This window comes from Burkholderia sp. WP42, assembly GCF_000745665.1.
GTDB lineage: Bacteria > Pseudomonadota > Gammaproteobacteria > Burkholderiales > Burkholderiaceae > Burkholderia > Burkholderia vietnamiensis.
On sequence record NZ_JQJT01000017.1, the window covers coordinates 15,824 to 33,635 of the forward strand.

The 17,812-nt window shown below is 66.8% G+C and carries 10 protein-coding genes; 7 read left to right on the plus strand and 3 right to left on the minus strand.

From position 1 onward, the window contains the following. Positions 1–2: 2 nt before the first annotated feature. Positions 3–1,286, minus strand: coding sequence for an efflux RND transporter periplasmic adaptor subunit (locus tag EX20_RS10265; protein ID WP_034193466.1), 1,284 nt, complete (start codon positions 1,284–1,286; stop codon positions 3–5). Between the two features lie 327 nt (positions 1,287–1,613). Here EX20_RS10265 and EX20_RS10270 point away from each other — a divergent pair, with 327 nt between their 5' ends. The 3 genes from EX20_RS10270 (at position 1,614) to EX20_RS10280 (ending at position 5,496) form a co-directional block, all read left to right on the plus strand. Beyond that, a complete protein-coding gene (locus EX20_RS10270; protein ID WP_034193467.1) occupies positions 1,614–2,372 on the plus strand; it encodes a response regulator in 759 nt (252 codons plus the stop codon). Then, complete coding sequence (locus EX20_RS10275) at positions 2,356–3,600, plus strand: ATP-binding protein (protein ID WP_034193468.1); 1,245 nt, start codon at positions 2,356–2,358, stop codon at positions 3,598–3,600. Before EX20_RS10270 ends, EX20_RS10275 begins: the two co-directional genes overlap by 17 nt. A gap of 327 nt (positions 3,601–3,927) precedes the next feature. After that, positions 3,928–5,496 (plus strand): methyl-accepting chemotaxis protein, encoded by a 1,569-nt coding sequence (locus EX20_RS10280; protein WP_034193469.1) that lies wholly within the window; start codon positions 3,928–3,930, stop codon positions 5,494–5,496. Positions 5,497–5,691: 195 nt separating this feature from the next. On the opposite strand, the gene EX20_RS10285 is transcribed toward EX20_RS10280, so the two are convergent. Beyond that, entirely contained in the window at positions 5,692–7,893 is a 2,202-nt protein-coding gene (locus tag EX20_RS10285; RefSeq protein WP_034193546.1) for a glycoside hydrolase family 3 C-terminal domain-containing protein, read from the minus strand. 1,016 nt (positions 7,894–8,909) lie between these two features. Between EX20_RS10285 and EX20_RS10290 the strand changes: the two genes are divergently transcribed. The 3 genes from EX20_RS10290 to EX20_RS10300 all read left to right on the plus strand — a co-directional run bounded on the left by EX20_RS10290 (position 8,910) and on the right by EX20_RS10300 (position 13,509). Then, positions 8,910–10,685, plus strand: coding sequence for a serine aminopeptidase domain-containing protein (locus EX20_RS10290; protein ID WP_034193547.1), 1,776 nt, complete (start codon positions 8,910–8,912; stop codon positions 10,683–10,685). 342 nt (positions 10,686–11,027) lie between these two features. Continuing rightward, entirely contained in the window at positions 11,028–12,218 is a 1,191-nt protein-coding gene (locus tag EX20_RS10295; RefSeq protein WP_034193470.1) for a glycosyltransferase family 4 protein, read from the plus strand. A gap of 37 nt (positions 12,219–12,255) precedes the next feature. Continuing rightward, entirely contained in the window at positions 12,256–13,509 is a 1,254-nt protein-coding gene (locus EX20_RS10300; protein WP_034193471.1) for an oligosaccharide flippase family protein, read from the plus strand. A 127-nt stretch (positions 13,510–13,636) separates the two neighbouring features. Here EX20_RS10300 and EX20_RS10305 read toward each other — a convergent pair whose 3' ends face one another. Then, the gene (locus EX20_RS10305) at positions 13,637–14,818 is read right to left on the minus strand and encodes a polysaccharide biosynthesis/export family protein (RefSeq protein ID WP_034193548.1); all 1,182 of its coding nucleotides are present in this window, start codon (positions 14,816–14,818) and stop codon (positions 13,637–13,639) included. Between the two features lie 590 nt (positions 14,819–15,408). On the opposite strand from EX20_RS10305, the gene EX20_RS10310 reads away from it, so the two are divergent. Continuing rightward, positions 15,409–17,724 carry a GNVR domain-containing protein gene (locus EX20_RS10310; RefSeq protein WP_034193472.1) on the plus strand — a complete coding sequence of 772 codons (2,316 nt, stop codon included), beginning with the start codon at positions 15,409–15,411 and terminating at the stop codon, positions 17,722–17,724. Positions 17,725–17,812: the final 88 nt, after the last annotated feature.

The following is a 17,812-nucleotide window of genomic DNA, read 5'->3' on the forward strand; positions in this document are numbered from 1 at the left end:
GCCTAGTGTTGCGCCGACACGGGCGAGGCCGTGCCGGCTGCGGATGTGTCGGTGGCAGCGGACGCCGCAGATGCCGCAGATACCGCGTTCCCCTGCGTCTGCGGCGTATCGGCGGCCACCTTGACCGGCGCGCCCGCATGCACGCTCTGCAGGCCGCTCACGATCACGCGGTCGCCGGCGTGCAGGCCCGAGGTCACGATCCATTGGTCGCGGAATGCGTTGTCGGCCGTCACCTGCACCTGCTGCGCGTTGCCGGCCGCATCCACCACGTAGACGCTCGCCTTGCCGTCCGACGCGCGTGTCACGGCCATCTGCGGCACGAGTATCGCGTCGTCGTTCTCGCCTTCTTCGAGGCGGGCGCGCACGAACATGCCGGGCAGCAATTCGCGTTCGGGGTTCGGGAACGTACTGCGCAGCGTGACCGAGCCCGTCGTGGCATCCACCGTCACGCCGGAGAACTGCAGCGTGCCGGCGTGGGCGTATTCAGTGCCGTCCTCCATCACGAGCGTGACGGCGGCGCTGTCGCTGCCCGTCTTCTTGAGGCGCCCCGAAGCGAAGGCCTTGCGCAGCTTCAGCCACTCCGTGCTGGGACGCGTGACGTCGAGATACATCTGATCGAACGCCTGGATGGTGGCGAGCGCAGTGGTCTGGGCGGACGTGACGAGCGCGCCTTCGGTCACGGTGGAGGCGCCGATGCGTCCTGAAATGGGCGCCCGCACGCGCGTGTATTCGAGGTTCACGCGCGCCGATTCGAGCGCGGCCGCGTCGGCCGTCACGGTGGCGGCGTCCTGGTGGACGGCGGCGACGGCGTCGTCGTAGTCCTGCTTGCTCACGGCGTTGATCTTCACGAGTTCCGTGTAGCGGTCCGCTTTCGTCTTCGCATCGGCCAACGTGGCGCGGGCGTTTTCGAGCGTGCCGCGCGCCTGGTCGTAGGCCGCCCGGTAGGTGGCCGGATCGATCTGGTAGAGCACCTGGCCGGCCTTCACGTCACCGCCTTCCACGAACAGGCGCTTGAGGATGATGCCGCTCACCTGCGGTCGGACGTCGGAGACCTTCTGCGAGGAAAGGCGGCCAGAGAGTTCGGTGGTTTCGACGATGCGCTGCGGCGCGAGCGTGAGCACGCCCACCTGCGCGGTCTGCGCGGCGGCGCCGCCGGGCGGCCCGCCTGCTTGCCTGTTGCAGCCGGCGGTGCCGACTATCGCCAGTATCGAGAGGGCGGCAAACAGCTGGCGCGGCCTGCACGTCATGCGGCGGTGCGCGTGGTTGGGGAGGATTGGCGTTTTCATCTTGGACCTGTTTGGACATCGCGACGTCGCGCGATGCGAGAACGGGACGGCACCGGACGCTTCCGGCGCACCTTGGTGGCGCCCCGACGGAACCGGTACTGGGCAAGGCGTAACGCTACCGACGGCGCATTTTTTCGTGCTTACGGAAACTTACTGTCCCGTGACGCGCGAATACGGCCGAAAGAGAACCGGGCTTTCGGCGTACGAACTACCGTCGCGGCCGGGTCTTCGTGCGGGTTTCGTCAGCGGGCGCAATTCTCGGTAATATTCCGAAAGCCAGCCGGGCCCTCTCCGGGCTACCATCATTTCGTCCTCACGCCGCCCTGAATGCCCGAAGTGCACGCACCTTCCATCCCCGACTCCGCGCTGCAAGTCCTGCTCGTCGACGACGACGCCGAACTGCGCGACCTGCTGCGCAAGTTCTTCCAGCAGCGCGGCATTGCGTTCTCCGTTCTGCACGACGCCACGAATCTCGCGCGGCGGCTGGAGCGCGAACGGCCGTCCATCATCGTGCTGGATCTCATGATGCCGGGCGTCGATGGCCTCACCGCGCTCAAGCAGTTGCGCGCGCGCGGCGACACGATTCCGGTCATCATGCTGACCGCGCGCGCCGAAGGCGTGGACCGCGTGCTGGGGCTCGAACTGGGCGCGGACGACTATCTGGGCAAGCCGTTCATGCCGCAGGAACTGCTCGCGCGCATCCATGCAGTGCTGCGCCGGCAGGGGCCGCCGCCGCCCGCCGTGGTCCAGGAGAAGCGCGCCCCGTGCCGGTTCGGCCGTTTCGAGCTGGATTTCTCGACGCGCACGCTGCTGTGCGAAGGCGCGCCCGTCAAGCTCACGGGCGGCGAGTACGCGCTGCTCGAGGTGCTCGCCTCGCATCCGATGGAAACGCTGTCGCGTACGCGGCTCATCGAGCTGCTCCACGGTCCGGACGCCGACGTGACCGAGCGCGGCATCGACGTGCCGGTATGGCGCCTGCGCCGCCTGATCGAGGACGACCCGTCCAATCCCCGACGGCTGCAGACCATGCGCGGCATCGGCTACATGTTCATTCCCGACAACCCGACCGATGAAGAATCCGTTTGATTCGATGTTCGGGCGGCTCGTCGTCACCACGGTGGGCCTGCTCGTGCTGGTTCACCTCACGTCGCTGCTGCTGATCGAGCAAAGCCGCGCGAGCCTTGCCGCCTTCCATATTTCGCGCGTCGTGGAGGCTGCCGCGAGCATGGGCGGGCGGGAGAGCGGCGGCGATCGGTCGGTGGCCGACATCCTCGGTATTTCGTTCGCGGACCTGAAGCAATTGCCGGCCGCCGACGCGCAGCGCTTTCGCGGCGACACCAATGGGCCGATCGAACGGCAATTGCGGCACGTGCTGCCGTCGGGCACCCACGTGGCAATGGACGGCGACGGCACGCTGCGCGTGCTCACCGCGGGCAGCGCGCGCGGCATCGTGCTGCCGCAGGCCGATGTGCCGCTCTACCGCTTCACCGGCGCGCTGGCGTTGACGCTGGCGTTTGCCGTCGTGGTCGCGGTGATGCTCGCGTGGCGGTTCAACGGGACGGTGCGCGACCTCGCTGCCGCGGCGCGCGAGCATCGTACGGGCGTTCATGCGAGCCTCGTGCGCAAGCGCGGACCGCGTGAAGTGCGCGAACTGATCGACGACTTCAACGACATGACGCGCGAACTGGCCGAGGCCGAACGCGAGCGCGCCGTGATGCTCGCGAGCATCGCGCACGACCTGCGTACGCCGCTCACGCGCATGCAGGTGCGTGCGGATCTGCTGACCGATCCGGGCGATCGCGACGGCTTTCTGCGCGACACCGAATCGATGTCGCGCGTCATCACGCAGTTTCTGGACTTCGCCCGCGAAAGCCCTGAAAGTTCGCCGCAGACGAGCGTGGACGCCCACTGCCGGCGCGATTACACCGACGCGCTCGTGACGCTCGATCTGCGCGCCGGGCCGGACTTCACGCTGCCCATCGTGGATATCGACCGCATTCTCTCGAACCTCGTCGAAAATGCGCTGACCTACGGCGAGCCGCCCGTGGAAATCGCCACGCGAGCGCATGACGGGCACTACGAGCTCGTGGTGCGTGATCACGGGCCAGGCGTGTCCGAGCCGGACCTCGACCGCTTGCTGCGTCCGTTCGTCCGGCTCGATCCGGCGCGCGGCGGCACCGCGCACAGCGGCCTCGGCCTCGCCATCGTGCGCCGCCTCGTTCGCCATCACGGCGGCACGCTGCAGATTGCCAACGCGGCCGACGGCGGGCTCGTCATCACGATGAGGTTTCCGAACAACAGTGGCGCGCGGTGATGCGTGATGAAGCGCCGCATGCGGTGCCTTCTCCCGTTTGCATGCCCGCCCGCGGCGGCTAGTCGAGCTTCCATGCGCGCATCGCGTCGGCAAGCGTGCGGGGCGCGTTCGTTGAGGTCCTCGGTGGTGCGGCAACCGATAAAAAGACTATACGTCGTGGATCGTTTGCGAGGACGGATAGTCACCGGATTCGACCCCGTGTCAGGGCGAGTTGACCAATATATTCAGACATCTTGAGGAATACTTCCTCAGGCACGGAAAGCGCGAATTACAGTAAGTCTTCCTGCTTGCCGACATAACGAAACAACACAAGGGGAGGAAGAACGTATGGGCTCCATGACAGTCGGCAGGAAGCTGGGCGCAGCATTCGGTATCGTCGTACTAATTGCGTTGATCGGCAGCGCCATCTCGATCGTCAATTTTCTGAAGCTGAACCAGGCGAACGGCTGGAACGTTCATAGTTATCAGGTTCTGCGAGCGAACGACGACATGTTGACCAGCATGGTCAACATGGAGACGGGCGTGCGCGGCTACGTGGCTGCGGGAGACGACCGGTTTCTGGAGCCCTATAAGGCCGGCCTCAGGCAGTTCGCCAAGTCGTTCGACGTCGTGCGCAGCCTCACATCGGACAATGCCGCGCAACAGCGCCGTCTCGAGACGCTGCGCGACATGCATCGGAAGGTGGCGGAGGTCGACGACAAGCTGATCGCGATGCGGCGTGACGTCAATGCCGGTACGCAGCCTGCCAACGTGCTGATCGACTACTTCAAGCAGGGCGACGACAAGCAGTTCATGGATCGCTATCGAGCGGTAGCCGCCGAGTTGAACGAGGCCGAGCAGTCGCTGCTCGATCAACGTTCAGGAGAGGTGGCCAGCTTGACCGCGTTGACCAAGGTGACGCTCGCGGCAGCGGGCGTCATCACCGTCATCCTGTCGATCGTGCTGGGAACCGTCATCACCCGCGGCATCATGCGGTCGCTGGGCGGCGAGCCTGCCGACGCCGCGGCCGTGGCCGGACGTATTGCCGAAGGCAATCTCGAAGCACCGGTGCCGGTCGCGCCGAATGATCGCGGCAGCCTGATGGCGTCGCTCGAATCGATGCGGCGGCAACTGAGCGGCATCGTGTCGGAAATTCAGTCGACCGCGGAATCGATCACGACTTCGGCCGGCGAAATCGCGCAGGGGAACCTCGATCTCTCGCAGCGAACGGAAGAGCAGGCGGCGTCGCTCGAGGAAACGGCGGCCAGCATGGAGCAGTTGACCGCGACGGTTCGTCAGAATACGGAAAACGCGAAGCAGGCGAATGCGCTTGCGGGTAGCGCCTGCGAGGTCGCGATGCGCGGCGGCGAGGTGGTGAACGAGGTGGTCGACTCCATGCGCGCCATTTCGAGCAGTTCCGGCAAAGTTGCCGAAATCATTGCCGTGATCGAAGGAATTGCGTTCCAGACGAACATTCTCGCGCTGAACGCGGCAGTCGAGGCCGCGCGTGCGGGCGAGCAGGGGCGCGGGTTTGCGGTGGTGGCCGGCGAGGTTCGCACGTTGGCGCAACGCAGCGCGAATGCGGCGAAAGAGATCAAGGACCTCATCACGGGTTCGGTCGAGAGCGTGGCGCTGGGGTCCCAGCAGGTCGAACGCGCGGGCTCGACCATGTCGGATATCGTGCAATCCGTGCGGCGAGTGACCGACATCATGAATGAAATCGCATCGGCCTCGGACGAGCAGGGAACGGGTATCGAGCAGGTCAATGTCGCCGTGGGCCAGATGGATTCGGTTACGCAGCAGAACGCGGCACTCGTCGAGCAGGCGTCGGCAGCCGCGCAGGCGATGGCGCAGCAAGCGACCACGCTGCGCGACGTGGTCGGGGTATTCAGGATCGGACGCGTCGCCGCGCGCTGAGGACTTGGCCCTCGGTGCTTCGCCGGAAGTCGATGCGAGCGGGAGCCGAGCCGCTCGCGTGGCGATGCTTTCGTAGATCCGCAGCGGCCGGTCCGCGCGGACCGGCCCTGCGCACGACGCACGGCAATCGCGCACGTCGGGGCGGGCAGTCGGACGCCGATCACCCCCCGGCGTCCGCCGCTGCCAGCCGCTTGCTCAACTGCCCTGCAAACGGATATCGCGCGACGACGCACCGACATACACCGTGCCGCGCGCGACGTAACGCCAGCCGTTGTGCGACGTGTCCCACACGCTCTGCATGCGCGGCGTCACGGTGATGCTGACGCGTCGCGCGTCGCCGGGGTTGAGCTGGACCTTGTCCCAGCCGACCAGGCGTTTCGGCGGTTCATCCTTGTACGGCACGCCGAGGTAGACCTGCGGCGTTTCCGTGCCGGCGACGCGCCCGTCGTTGCGCACGGTGAACGCGACGTTGAGCGAGCCGTCCGGCTGCCGCGACACCGACAGCCCCGAGTACGCAAAGTGCGTGTACGACAGCCCGTGGCCGAACTCGAACAACGGCGCGATGTTGTGCGCGTCGTACCAGCGATAGCCCATGTTCAGCCGTTCCGCGTACAAGGGATCGTTGTCGAACCCGCCGTTTTGCACCCACGCCGGCGAGTCCTGATCGCGCGCGGGGAACGTCACGGGCAGCTTGCCGGACGGATTCACCGCGCCGAACAGCACGTTCGCGATCGCATTGCCGCCGCCTTCGCCCGGATACCACGCTTCGACGATCGCCGACACGCGATCCTTCCACGGCATCAACACCGGATTGCCGCTCTCGACCACGACGATCGTGTGCGGATTCGCGCGCGCGACCGCTTCGACGAGCGCATCCTGATTCGACGGATTCGCGAGGCGCAGACTCTGCAGATCGCCGAAGTCCTCGCCGGCCGGCTGCGCGACCACGACGATCGCCACGTCGGAATGGCCCGCGAGCGTCGCGGCCTGATCGATTTCCTGCTGCGTGTAGGCGCGGAACGGCGACTGCTGATCGCTGTTGCCCGCGAACGTCACGCGTGCGGACGGCGCGAGCGCGCGGATCGCCGCGACGATCGGCACGTCGACCTTCAGCCACGGATTGCGCCACCAGCTGCAACCGGTCGAGGATCCGAACACCAGCCCGCCGCAGCCGGCGAACGAACCGGTGACGGGGTCGCGCGTGTTGCCCGAGCCGCCGCCGGACAGCACGGCCGCATCGGCGTGCCCGCCGATCACCGCGATGCGCGACAGCGCGGACGCCACCAGCGGCAACTGGTTGCCGTCGTTCTTCAGCAGCACGATCGACTGCTCGGCGACCCGTTGCGCGAAGCGGTTCGCGGCCGCGAAATCGATCGTGCCGCCGGCCTTCGCTGGGTCATCCATCACGCCGACGCGGATCATCACGGCCAGCTTGCGGCGCACCATGTCGTCGAGGCGCGCGGTCGATACCGAGCCGTTCGCGATCGCCTGCTTGACGGCCTCGGGCGTCAGGTAGACGGTCGGCCCGACGTCCTCTTCCTCGTCGAGCCCGGCGTTGATCGCGGCGGCGGTGCTGTGCGCCGCGCCCCAGTCCGATTGCACCTGCCCCTGGAAGCCCCATTTGTTCTTCAGCACGTCGTTGAGCAAATGGTTGTTCTCGCACGCATACGTACCGTTCAGGCGGTTGTAGCTGCACATCACGCTGCCGGGTTGTCCGCGTTTCGCGGCGATTTCGAACGGCAGCAGATAGAGCTCGCGCAGCGTGCGCTCATCCATCTGCGTGTTGCCGCCCATCCGGCCATGCTCCTGTTCGTTGCCTGCGTAGTGCTTGATCGTCGCGATCACCTTGTGCTGCTGCGTCGCGATCGTGCGTTCCGCGAGCAGCTCGCCGGCAAGCATCGGGTCTTCGCCGAGATACTCGAAGAGCCGGCCGCCGCGCGGCTCGCGGGCGAGATTCGTGCCGCCGCCGAGGCCCATGCCGAACCCTTGCGCGCGCAACTGAATCGCGACCTGCTTGCCGAAGTCGTACGACAGCCGGCGGTCCCAGCTCGCGGCGAGCGCGATCGTCGCGGGGAACGTCGTGCTCGGCTGCGACGTGCTGCCGGAGCCCGTTGCCGAGTCGACCATGTTCAGGTCGGGAATGCCGAGCCGCGGCACGCCCTGGATATAACCGGCGCCGCCGCCCGGCACCTTCGACATCTCGTACTGGGAATGGATGAACTGCAGCTTTTCGTCGAGCGTCATCTTGCGCACGAGCAGGTCGGCGCGCTGCTGCGCGGCCGACGACGCGAACGCGTCGGCTGCACTGCCCGGTGAATCGAAATCGGCGTTGGCCGCATAGACGCTGGTGCAGAGGGTCGCTGCCAGCACGGCGGCCGGCCAGAGTTTGTCCCGCATGTTGCTCTCCATGATCGTATTGCCGGTTGTTCGGATGATGTCTGGAGCTGCACACGTTCGATCGATTCGCATCGAACGCCTTCGGCCGGCGATGCACGGTGATTGCGCGTCGGCACGCCACGCCGGGCGGGGAATCGTTACGGCCGGTTGGGCGCGAACGGCACCGACGACGGCGACGCGGACCGTCGAACGCTGCCGAATCGTATGTAGCGATTCTCTGCAGCGACCAATCCTACGAATGTAGTTTGGCTACAGAATCGGTGTTTGTACCGATACGTACGATCTTTTTTTGACGCGGTCGTGCGGGGTCGCGAAAACGCGGTCATCGTTCCCGAGTGCCGCGATGCAGCGTCGTAACAACTACCTGCATTCCGGCGGTTGCGTCGAAAACGCTGCACATTGCCGCGCACTGAACCGGCCGCCGAAACGCCGTTGGTGCACTGCGACGAACGTAAGTGAGGTGGCTCACATACGCATCGCGCGGGACGGTATTCAATCGCGTGATGCCGCGTCGCCGTGTGCGCGCCGGAGGGCGTGTTTTGAAAATGTAATGTGCCGTACCGAATGCGGCGGCATCGAATGGCCTAATCGCCGCGTGGGAGCAGGCCGAGTGCCAGGCCTGCGACGCCGATTCCGCGAGCGCGTAACGGCCAGGTGGCGCAGCACGAATCAAACAATTGCAAAGACCAAGCTCAACCCAGAGGCGCCTGCACGTCAGGTGATGCTCGACAGACACGCGCGGCCCGCTCGGGCATGCGGGTGTTTTCATATACGGGTGTATTCGTGGGAACCCAAATCGATACGCAAGGACGGAGCCGGCTACGGGGATACGGCTCAACGCGTCGCAACGTCAGTCGTTCCCGATCCGTCGAATGCGGCCGCCCGGGCATGCGTGTGCGCTGCGCGCGCACGCTGCGGCTGCGCCCGCCGATGTACGTGCAATGCTTTTCGCAGTCCGGCTGCTCGCCCCGTGGCGGAGCGCCGGCGCATCGGGCGTTCAGCAGAAGGACCGCATCATGATGCCGATTCAGTTCGACGGATGTGTCGGCTGGCTTCACGCGGGCGATCGGTCGCATGGGATCGTGATCTGCGAGCCGCTCGGCCACGAGGCGCTGTGGCTTCACAAGCTCGTGCGCTCGCTCGCCGAGCACCTCGCGGAGCGCGGCTTTCCGGTGCTGCGATTCCATTACCCGGCGAGCGGCGACTCGCTCGGCGACGAACACGATGCCGAACGCTTCGACCGCATGCTCGCGAGCGTCCGGCATGCGGTCGACGCACTGCGCGAGCGTGTCGCCGTCGATACGCTGTCCGTCGTCGGCATGCGCGCCGGTGCCACGCTGGCGTTGCTGGCCGCGGACGGCATTCCCGAATTGACGCGCTTCGTCGCGCTGGCGCCGGTGGTGCGCGGACGCGGCTATCTGCGCGAGCTGTCGCTCGTCGCACAAAGCTGGCTCGACAACGTATCGCCCGCGGTGCGCGACGCGGTTCGCGACGAACGGCCGCTGCGCGTGCTCGGCCATGTGTATCCCGAAGATCTCGTCGCGCGCCTGCGCAGCATCAATCTGAGCGAGTGCGTCGCACGCGCGCGCGTGTTGCCCGCGCGCGCATTGGTCGTCGATGCGCCCTACGGCGATGGCTCCGCGCTCGCGGACGCGCTGCAGGCGCGCGGCGTGTCGGTGGAGATGCGCACCTGCGCCGACTGGGGCGGCATGATGCGCGAGCCGGTGTGGTCGCGGCTGCCCGCCGGCTTGCTCGACACGGTCGTGAACTGGATCGACGACGGCACCGACGGCGGCGTACGCGGGCCGCTACCCGGCGCAGGGCCGGGCGTGACGTTGACGGCGCAGAGCAGCGTCGAACGTATCGTCGCCGTCGAGCCGGCTCGAATGATCGGCGTGCTGTGCGAGCCGGCCGGCATGGTCCGGCGCGCTGCCGCACCGACGCTGCTGATCGCCAATACGGCGACCAATCCGCGTGTCGCCGACGGTCGCTTCGCGGTCCGGCTTGCGCGCTCGCTCGCGGCGGCGGGGATCAGCAGCCTGCGCATCGATTCGACCGGCGTCGGCGACAGCGGCCCGCGCGCGACGGACGATCAGTCGAACATTCCGTATTCGGATCAGGCGATCGCGGATGTCGTCACGGCGGCGCGCTGGCTGAACGCGCACGGGCATCGCGAGATCGTCGCGTTCGGCATCTGCTCCGGCGCGTATGCGTCGCTTCATGCGGCCGCGCGCGAGCAACTGGCCGGCGTGATCGCGGTGAATCTGCCGGCGTTCGTCTGGCCGCGCGGGCAAACGCTCGCCGATGCATTGAACAACCAGACGAATTCGATGCGCGGCTACTGGGCGTCGCTACGTTGCGGTCGCAAGCTGCGCCGGCTGCTGACCGAAGGACGCGACCTGCGGCCGGTGCTGCGTGCGATGTTCCGGTTCGCCGCGGGGGTCGCGACGGGGCCGCTCAAGCGTGTCGGCGAACATCTCGGCTGGCGGCCCGGCAAGGACACGCCGCGCGGCTTGCTGCGCGACATGTCGGCGCGCGGCATCCGCACGCATCTGGTCTACGGCACTTTCGACCCGGGCGTCGACGTGCTCGTCCGCCACTTCGGTCCTGCGGCGCATGCGTTCGCGCATCTGCCGAACGTGTCCGTCGACATGAAGGACGCGCTCGATCATTCGTTGCACGGCGATGTCGCCGCGCAGTACGTCGTGACGCGCTGCGCGACGCTGCTGTCCGGCTGGGATGCGCCGGCCGAACTCGCCATGCCCGCGCAGCCCGAGCACGCACCGCTGTAGCGCGCTTACGGCACGTTCGCGCGGCATGCGGCGATCGCATCGTCGCAGCCGCCCGTACGCTTCGCGAGCCGCATCGCCGCAGCACGGCGCCTGCCGCCAACGTAACCGGACGAACAGATCGCGCGCGTCGGCGGCCGTATCCTGACGCTGTCGAATTTTCATGCGAGCCTGTTCGCAGGCGCAGCCGCGACCCCGCCCAGGAATGACAATGAAGCAAGCGTGCCGGAAACATCGGAAGTGGAAAGGCCGTCACGGCGAGCGCGCGATGCGCGCGCGCTTCGACGCGTCGGCGCACGACGCGGCCTCGCGCGCCCGGCATTGCGGCGGCCGGGGGCGAGCGTGATGCGCGTGCTGGTGATCAACGACTTCGCGCGCAAGGGCGGCGCGGAGGAGGTGTACCGGCTGTCCGCCGACGTGCTGCGCGCACGCGACGGCGTCGCAGTCGAGACGTTCGATCAGCAGGCGGTGCCCGAGCTGGCCGGCAGCGCGCGCGCGCATGCGTGGTCGCCTGCCGCCGCCCGCGCGCTCGACGCGCTGCTCGACCGGTTTCGCCCGCAACGCATCCTCGTGCACAACTACCACAACCTGTTGTCGAGCGCGATCCTGCCCGTGCTCGCGCGCTACAAGCGCCACGCAGATTGCGGCCTGTTCATGACCGCGCACGACTACCACCTGCTGTTCTACAACCCGAGCCTGCTCGTCTACTCGCGCGGCCGCGCGCAGCCGTTGTCGATCGAACGATTGCGCAGCCGCCGGCGCATCGCGATGACGGCCAGCCCGCGCGGCTTCGTCCACGACGTCGTGAAGAAGCTGCACTGGCATGCGGTCGATACGCTGTTCGATCCGCTTGGGCTGTTCGACGAGATTCTGTGTCCGAGTCCGTTCATGCGCGATCTGATCGCGCAGCGTGGTCGCGCCCGCGCGACGCTCGTGCGCAACCCGATCGATTCGACGCTGGTGCCGCGTCCGCCGAAACCGCCGCGCGGCGAGCGGCTCGATCTCGCCTTCGTCGGCCGCGTGGACTGGGACAAGGGCCTCGCGCCGTTCCTCGCGCTGATGAGCGGGCCGGCCGGCGATGCGATCGCGTCGCTGACCGTCTACGGCGACGGAACGGAGCGCGGCGAGCTGGAGCGGCAATACGCGGCGCTCGTCGTGTCGGGGCGGCTGCGTTTTGCCGGCCGCGTCGACCATGCCACGCTGTTTGCCGCGCTCCCGCTCCATGACGCGCTGATCTTGCCGTCGATCTGGGCCGAGAACGCGCCGCTCGTGATCGTCGAGGCTGCGATGCTCGGTTTGCCGGCGCTCGTCCACGACATCGGCAGCCTGTCGACGTTCGGCGACGAGATCGGCCACAAGATTCTCTATCGCAACACGCCCGACGGCTTCGCGCGTGCGCTCGCCGAATTGCGCACGCATCTCGCTATCGCCGATCGTCGCTACGACTGGTCGCCTTACTCGGTCGAGTGCTACGCCGCGTCGCTGTGTGCGGTGCTCGGCATCGACGCGCACGCACCGCGCGCGTGTGCGCCTTGACGGTCGGCACACCGTTCTCTCACCGCCAGAAAGCCCGATGACCGCTGTTCGAAAAAACTTTGCGTTGTTGTTCGCGCTGCAAATCTCGACGTATGTCGTGCCGCTCGTGACGCTGCCGCTGCTGACGCGCGTGCTCGGGCCGCAGCAGTATGGGCGGCTGTCGTTCGTCCTCGCGGTCACCACGTATTTCATCAATCTGGCCAATTACAGCTTCGACCTGACGGCGACGCCGCGCGTCGCGCTCGCGGACGGCAAGCTGGAGCGCTCGCGCATCTTCTGGGCGACCGTCAGCGCGCAATGGGCGATCACGGTCGCCGGGTTCGCGGTGCTGCTCGCGTTGACGCTGCTCGTCCCGCATTTCGCGGCGGAACGCACGGCGCTGCTGATCGGGTTCGGGATGGCGGTCGGCGCGGCGCTGACGCCCGGCTGGTACTTTCAGGGCATCCAGAAGTTGAGCGTCTACAGCGTCACGGTGGTCGTGTACCGCGCATGCAGCGTCGTCGCGTTCTTCGCCTGGGTGCGCACGCCGGACGATCTGCTGCACGCGGTCGCGATCAACGCGGCGGTGCCGGTGCTGTGCGGCGTGACGTTGCTCGCGTACCTGTTCCTGCGGCGCGAGGTCGACAGCGTGCGCGTCGGCGTGGCCGATATCGCCGCCGCGCTGAAAGGCGGCTCGCAGGTGTTTCTCGCCTCGACGTCGATCTCGTTCTACGCGTCGACCAACACCGTGTTGCTGAGCATCGTCTCGGGCAGTGTCGCGGCCGGCTATTTTGCCGCCGGCGACAAGCTGATCCGCGCCGCGGTCGGGCTGCTGCAACCGCTGAGGGCCGCCACCTATCCGCACGTCACGTACTTGATGCACCACGCGCGCGACGACGCGTTCGCGTTCCTGCGCAAGCTGATCGTGCTGCAGGGCGCGCTGGTGCTGGTGATGTCGGCGACGATCTACGTATGCGCGCCGTTCGTCGTCAGGATGCTGTACGGCGGCGCGTTCGCGCCGACGGTCGGCGTGCTGCGCTGCCTCGCGCTGGTGCCGTTCATGGCCTGCATGACCGATCTGTTCGGCGTTCAGACGATGCTGCCGATGGGCATGAAGCGCACTTTCAGCATCATCCTGATTTCGTCCGGCGCGCTGAACGTGACGCTGCTGCCGCCGCTCGCGATGCTGTTCGCGGAACGCGGTGCGGCCATCGCGGTGCTGATCGCCGAATCGGCCGTGGCGGTCGCGCTCGCATACGTGCTGTGCCGCGAACGCGTGGGCCTGCTGAACCTGTCGGCGCGTTCGGGATGACGCGATCATGCGCGGGGTGGGGTGGTAGGGAGAGCGGTGAGGGTGTGACGCGCCGGATCTCCATGCAGCCGCGGTGCTGCGCCGGAAAGGCGGCGCGCACTGCCGCCGCCTTTCCGCGATCTGCCGCCTACTTCGTGATGAGCGCGCCGGTCAACCCGGCGCTGATGGCCGGCAGCAGCAGGTTCAGCACGCGACTCGCGCGGACCAGTCCGGTATTGTCGACGTAGACGATGTCCTTCGACGCGAGCGGAAACTGGTTCGCGAGCAGCATCGAAACGGGCGATTCGAGGTCGAGGTGATAGATGACCGGCGGGCTGTCGGCATCCTTGCGCAGCACGAATACCTGTCCGGCGTTCGACGTCTGCTGATTCAACTGGCCGGCCTCGGACAGCGCCGCGCTCAACGTGAGCGTGCCGTCGCGCTGCGGCGGCACGGCCAGCGGCTTGTTCACTTCGCCCATCACGTATACGGGATTGTCGTCGCGCGCGGCCACGTGCAGCAGGTCGCCCGGCTGCAGCATGATCGCGGCGGGGCTGCGGCCGGTCTTCGTCATCTGCGCGACGTTGACCGGATAAATCGTGCCGTTGCGCGTGATCGTCACGCGGCTCTGGTCGGCGCTCGGCGCAAAGCCGCCCGCGCGATTGACGGCTTCGACGAGCGTCATCGGGATGTCGTTGATCGCCTGCGAGCCCGGCGCGCGCACTTCGCCGTCCACATAGATCTGCTCCGCACGGAACGACGCGACGCGCACGGTCACCTGCGGCTTGATGAAGACCTTGCGGAGTTCGGCGTCGAGCTCGCGCTGCACCTGCGCGGCCGTCTTGCCGGCTGCGTGAATCGGCTGCGGCACGAAGGGAAACTGCACGTTGCCGTCGCTGTCGACGACGAAGCCGGGCGCCGCGTCGGACGGCCTGGTATTCGGCGTCGGCTGGCCGACCGCGGCCGCGAACTCGGGGTGATCCCAGACGGTGATCTGCAGCACGTCGCCGGGGCCGAGCTTGTAGCCGCTCGGCTTGCCGAGCAGATTGCCGGGGATCGGCGCGGCGGTATGACCTTTCTGGGCCGCATGGATCTGGCCGATGAGCGTCAGATCGATCTGCTTGACCGCGACCTTCATGTCGCTCGTCACGTCGCCGTTGTCGGCCGTCGTGACCGGCAACGCGGCCGGCGCGGTCATGTGCTGGCCCGGCGCCATTGCGCAGGCGGACAGCAGCACGGCAAGCGCCACGGAGAGCGCGACGCGCGTCAGCCGCAGCGGCGCATCGTTGCGCGTCGGCGCGAGCGTATCGGATAGCGAGTGGTTGTTCATGTCGTCATTCGCGATGGTAGACAGAAGAGCATTGCGCGACATCCTTTGACGGCTGCGTCGCTTCGGTTCGAAGCGACGCAGCACGGACGCCGACGCGACACGATGTTGCCCGGCGCGCGATCGGCCATTCGGCTTGCCGGCCGGCCATGACCCGGATTCGAATCAAGCGGGCGATTGCACGTCGTTTGATAAAGACCGTTAAATCGAGGTGAAGCGACGGACGAACGAGATGGAATCGCGCGCTCGTGAAACGGCACCGGTTCTTGATGTCATCGCTTGCGCGCACGTTTAACAACAGGCCACCCAACATAGCATGAGACCGGTCGGCGACCCAGTGGTCGGCGCACTGAGTGGCCATTAATGTAAGCCATCGCACTTAGTGGGCGGCGGGTTTAACGCATAGTGGCTCGGGTAAACAGAGTCAATGGCGTTTCGTGGGCGGCGGCCGGCGCGTGCATGCTTCGCCGGCCCGCCATCCGGTGCGGCGCAGGCGCGCTGGCGGGCCGTGCCCGGACGAGCCGCGCGGCACGGACGGCCATGCGCGTACCGTCGCCACCCGCCTGTGTGGGCAGCAATTTGGGAGCATATGCATGACATTGGATAGAGCCGCATCTAATGAATACCGGGACGGAGCGGGCAGTATTTCCCGCGACGCGCCGCGGTTTGCGCTGACCGAATTGCTGGAGAACGTGCTCGATTATCGTTATGCATTTATTTCGGTCTTTCTGGGCTGTTTTTTATTGGCATTGATTTATGCCGTTTCGGCTGCGCCGGTTTACTCCGTCGATACGCTGATTCAGGTTCAGGAAAACAAACATAGCGCGTTGGGCGCGCTTTCCGAAATATCGAACGCACTCGACATTCAGAACTCTGCGGTAATCGGCGAAATCGACGTCGCGCGTTCGCGCACGGTCGTCACGCAAGCCATCGAAGAAACCGTCGCGCAGGCCGAGGCGACCGTCGGCAACCGGATTCCGCTCGTCGGCGGGTTCGTCGAATCGGTGTTGCCGAAGGATGCGGACGGGCTCGTCATCGCGCCGTTCAGTACGCCGTTCTTCGCCTGGGGCGGTGAGCGGATCGAATTCCGCAGGTTCGACGTACCCGAATCGCAGATCGACAAGAAGCTGGAGCTCGATTATCTGACCGGCAACCGGTTCTCGCTGAAGGACAGCGACGGACAGGAAGTGCTGAAGGGCGTAATCGGCAAGCCGAGCGAAGCGAACGGCTATCGCGTCGACATCGCGCGCATCGTCGCGCGCGCCGGTACGGAATTCCGCGTACGGCGGGTGACGACAGCCGAGCGCCTCGATTCGGTCCTGACGAAGCTGGCGGGCGCGGAAACGAAGCGGCAGTCGGGGATCATGCAGCTCAGCCTCGAAAGCCGTGACCCGGTGTCCGCCGCGCGGCTGCTCAATGCGATCGCCGCCGCTTATCTCGACGTGAACGCAAGGCGGCGTTCCGAGGACGCCGAGCACAGCCTCGCGTTTCTCGAGACGCAACTGCCGGTGGTGAAGGCCCGTCTGGAGCAGGCGGAGCAGGCGCTGAATTCGTTTCGCAACGCGCAGGGCTCGATCGATTCGCAGGGCGACGTGAGGTTGCTGATCGATCAACTGGCGCTCGTCGACAAGGCGCGGCTCGAGGCCAAGCTCGAGTATCAGGACTTGTCGTCGAAGTACGTTGCCGGGCAGCCTCAGCTGACCGCCGTCGTCAACAAGCTGAAGACGCTCGATCAGCAGTCGGCCGAGTTGAAAGACAAGGTCGCGCATCTGCCTTCTCAGCAGCAGACCTATCTGCGGCTCGCCCGCGATGTCGAGGTCAACAACCAGCTGTACGTCGGCTTGCTGAACAACACCCAGCAGCTGCAGATCGCGAAAGCAGGCACGGTCGGCAATGCGTCGATCGTCGACAAGGCGGTTCCGACCGACAAGCCGATTCGCCCGAAGCGGATGCTCGTGCTCGCACTGGGCGCCGCGGTGGGCCTGATCTTGGGCGCCGCGGCCGCGCAAGGCTACGCGTGGTTCTTCCGGCGCGTGCGCGATCCGAAGCATCTCGAGGCGGCGGTCGGCGTCCCGATGCTCGGCATACTGCCGTCGTTGCCGCAGCCGGTCGATGGCGATGCGCACGGTCGCTCGGCGTCGGTCGCCGTCAGGGACGACCCCGACACGCCGCTCGTCGAAGCGCTCGCCAATCTCGCGTTGCTGCTGCGTTGCAAGACGGGCGTCGAGCACGGCCGCTCGAAGACGGTGCTGATCACGTCGCCGGAGCCGGGGCAGGGCAAGTCGATGATCGCCGCGAACCTGGCGTGCCTGTTCGCGGAAGACGGCCTCAAGACGTTGCTGCTGCGCGCCGACGCGCGGCAATCCGACATCGAGCACGCGCTGCGGGTGAAGGCGGACCGAGGCTTGTCGGACGTACTGAAGCAATCGCTGGATCCCGAGCGGGCGATTCGCCGCGTCGACGAGAACCTCGACGTGCTGCCGGCCGGAACCCACGCGCAGCCCGCGCGCAATTTGTACGGCGCCGACAAGCTCGACGCGCTGCTCGCACGACTGCGCAGTCAATACGACATGATCGTCGTCGACGCGCCGCTGACCCGTCCGGCCGCCAACGTCGCCATGTTGGCGCGGTTCGCCGACATCACGCTGATGGTCGCGCGGCAGGGCTCGATCGGCAGCGCCGACGTTGCGGAAGCGGTCGAGAACCTGCAACGGATCGGCGCGAAGGTCGACGGCCTCGTATTCAACGGTTTCGATCCTTCGCCGCTTCGCTACGGTTATTACGCGAACGCGTATCGCGATGCGAAGGGGCCGCGCGCGCAGCCGGACCGTCGCGACGTTGCGGCCGAGACGTTCCTGTTCAGGGCATGGACGCGCGTAAGAAAGGAACTGCTCGGCAAGGCTGCGTGACGGCGATCGCCACGGAGCGCGACACATGACCGATCGCAACGGGATGGACCGCGCGCGGCAGCCGGGCGCGCCTTACCGGCCGCAACGC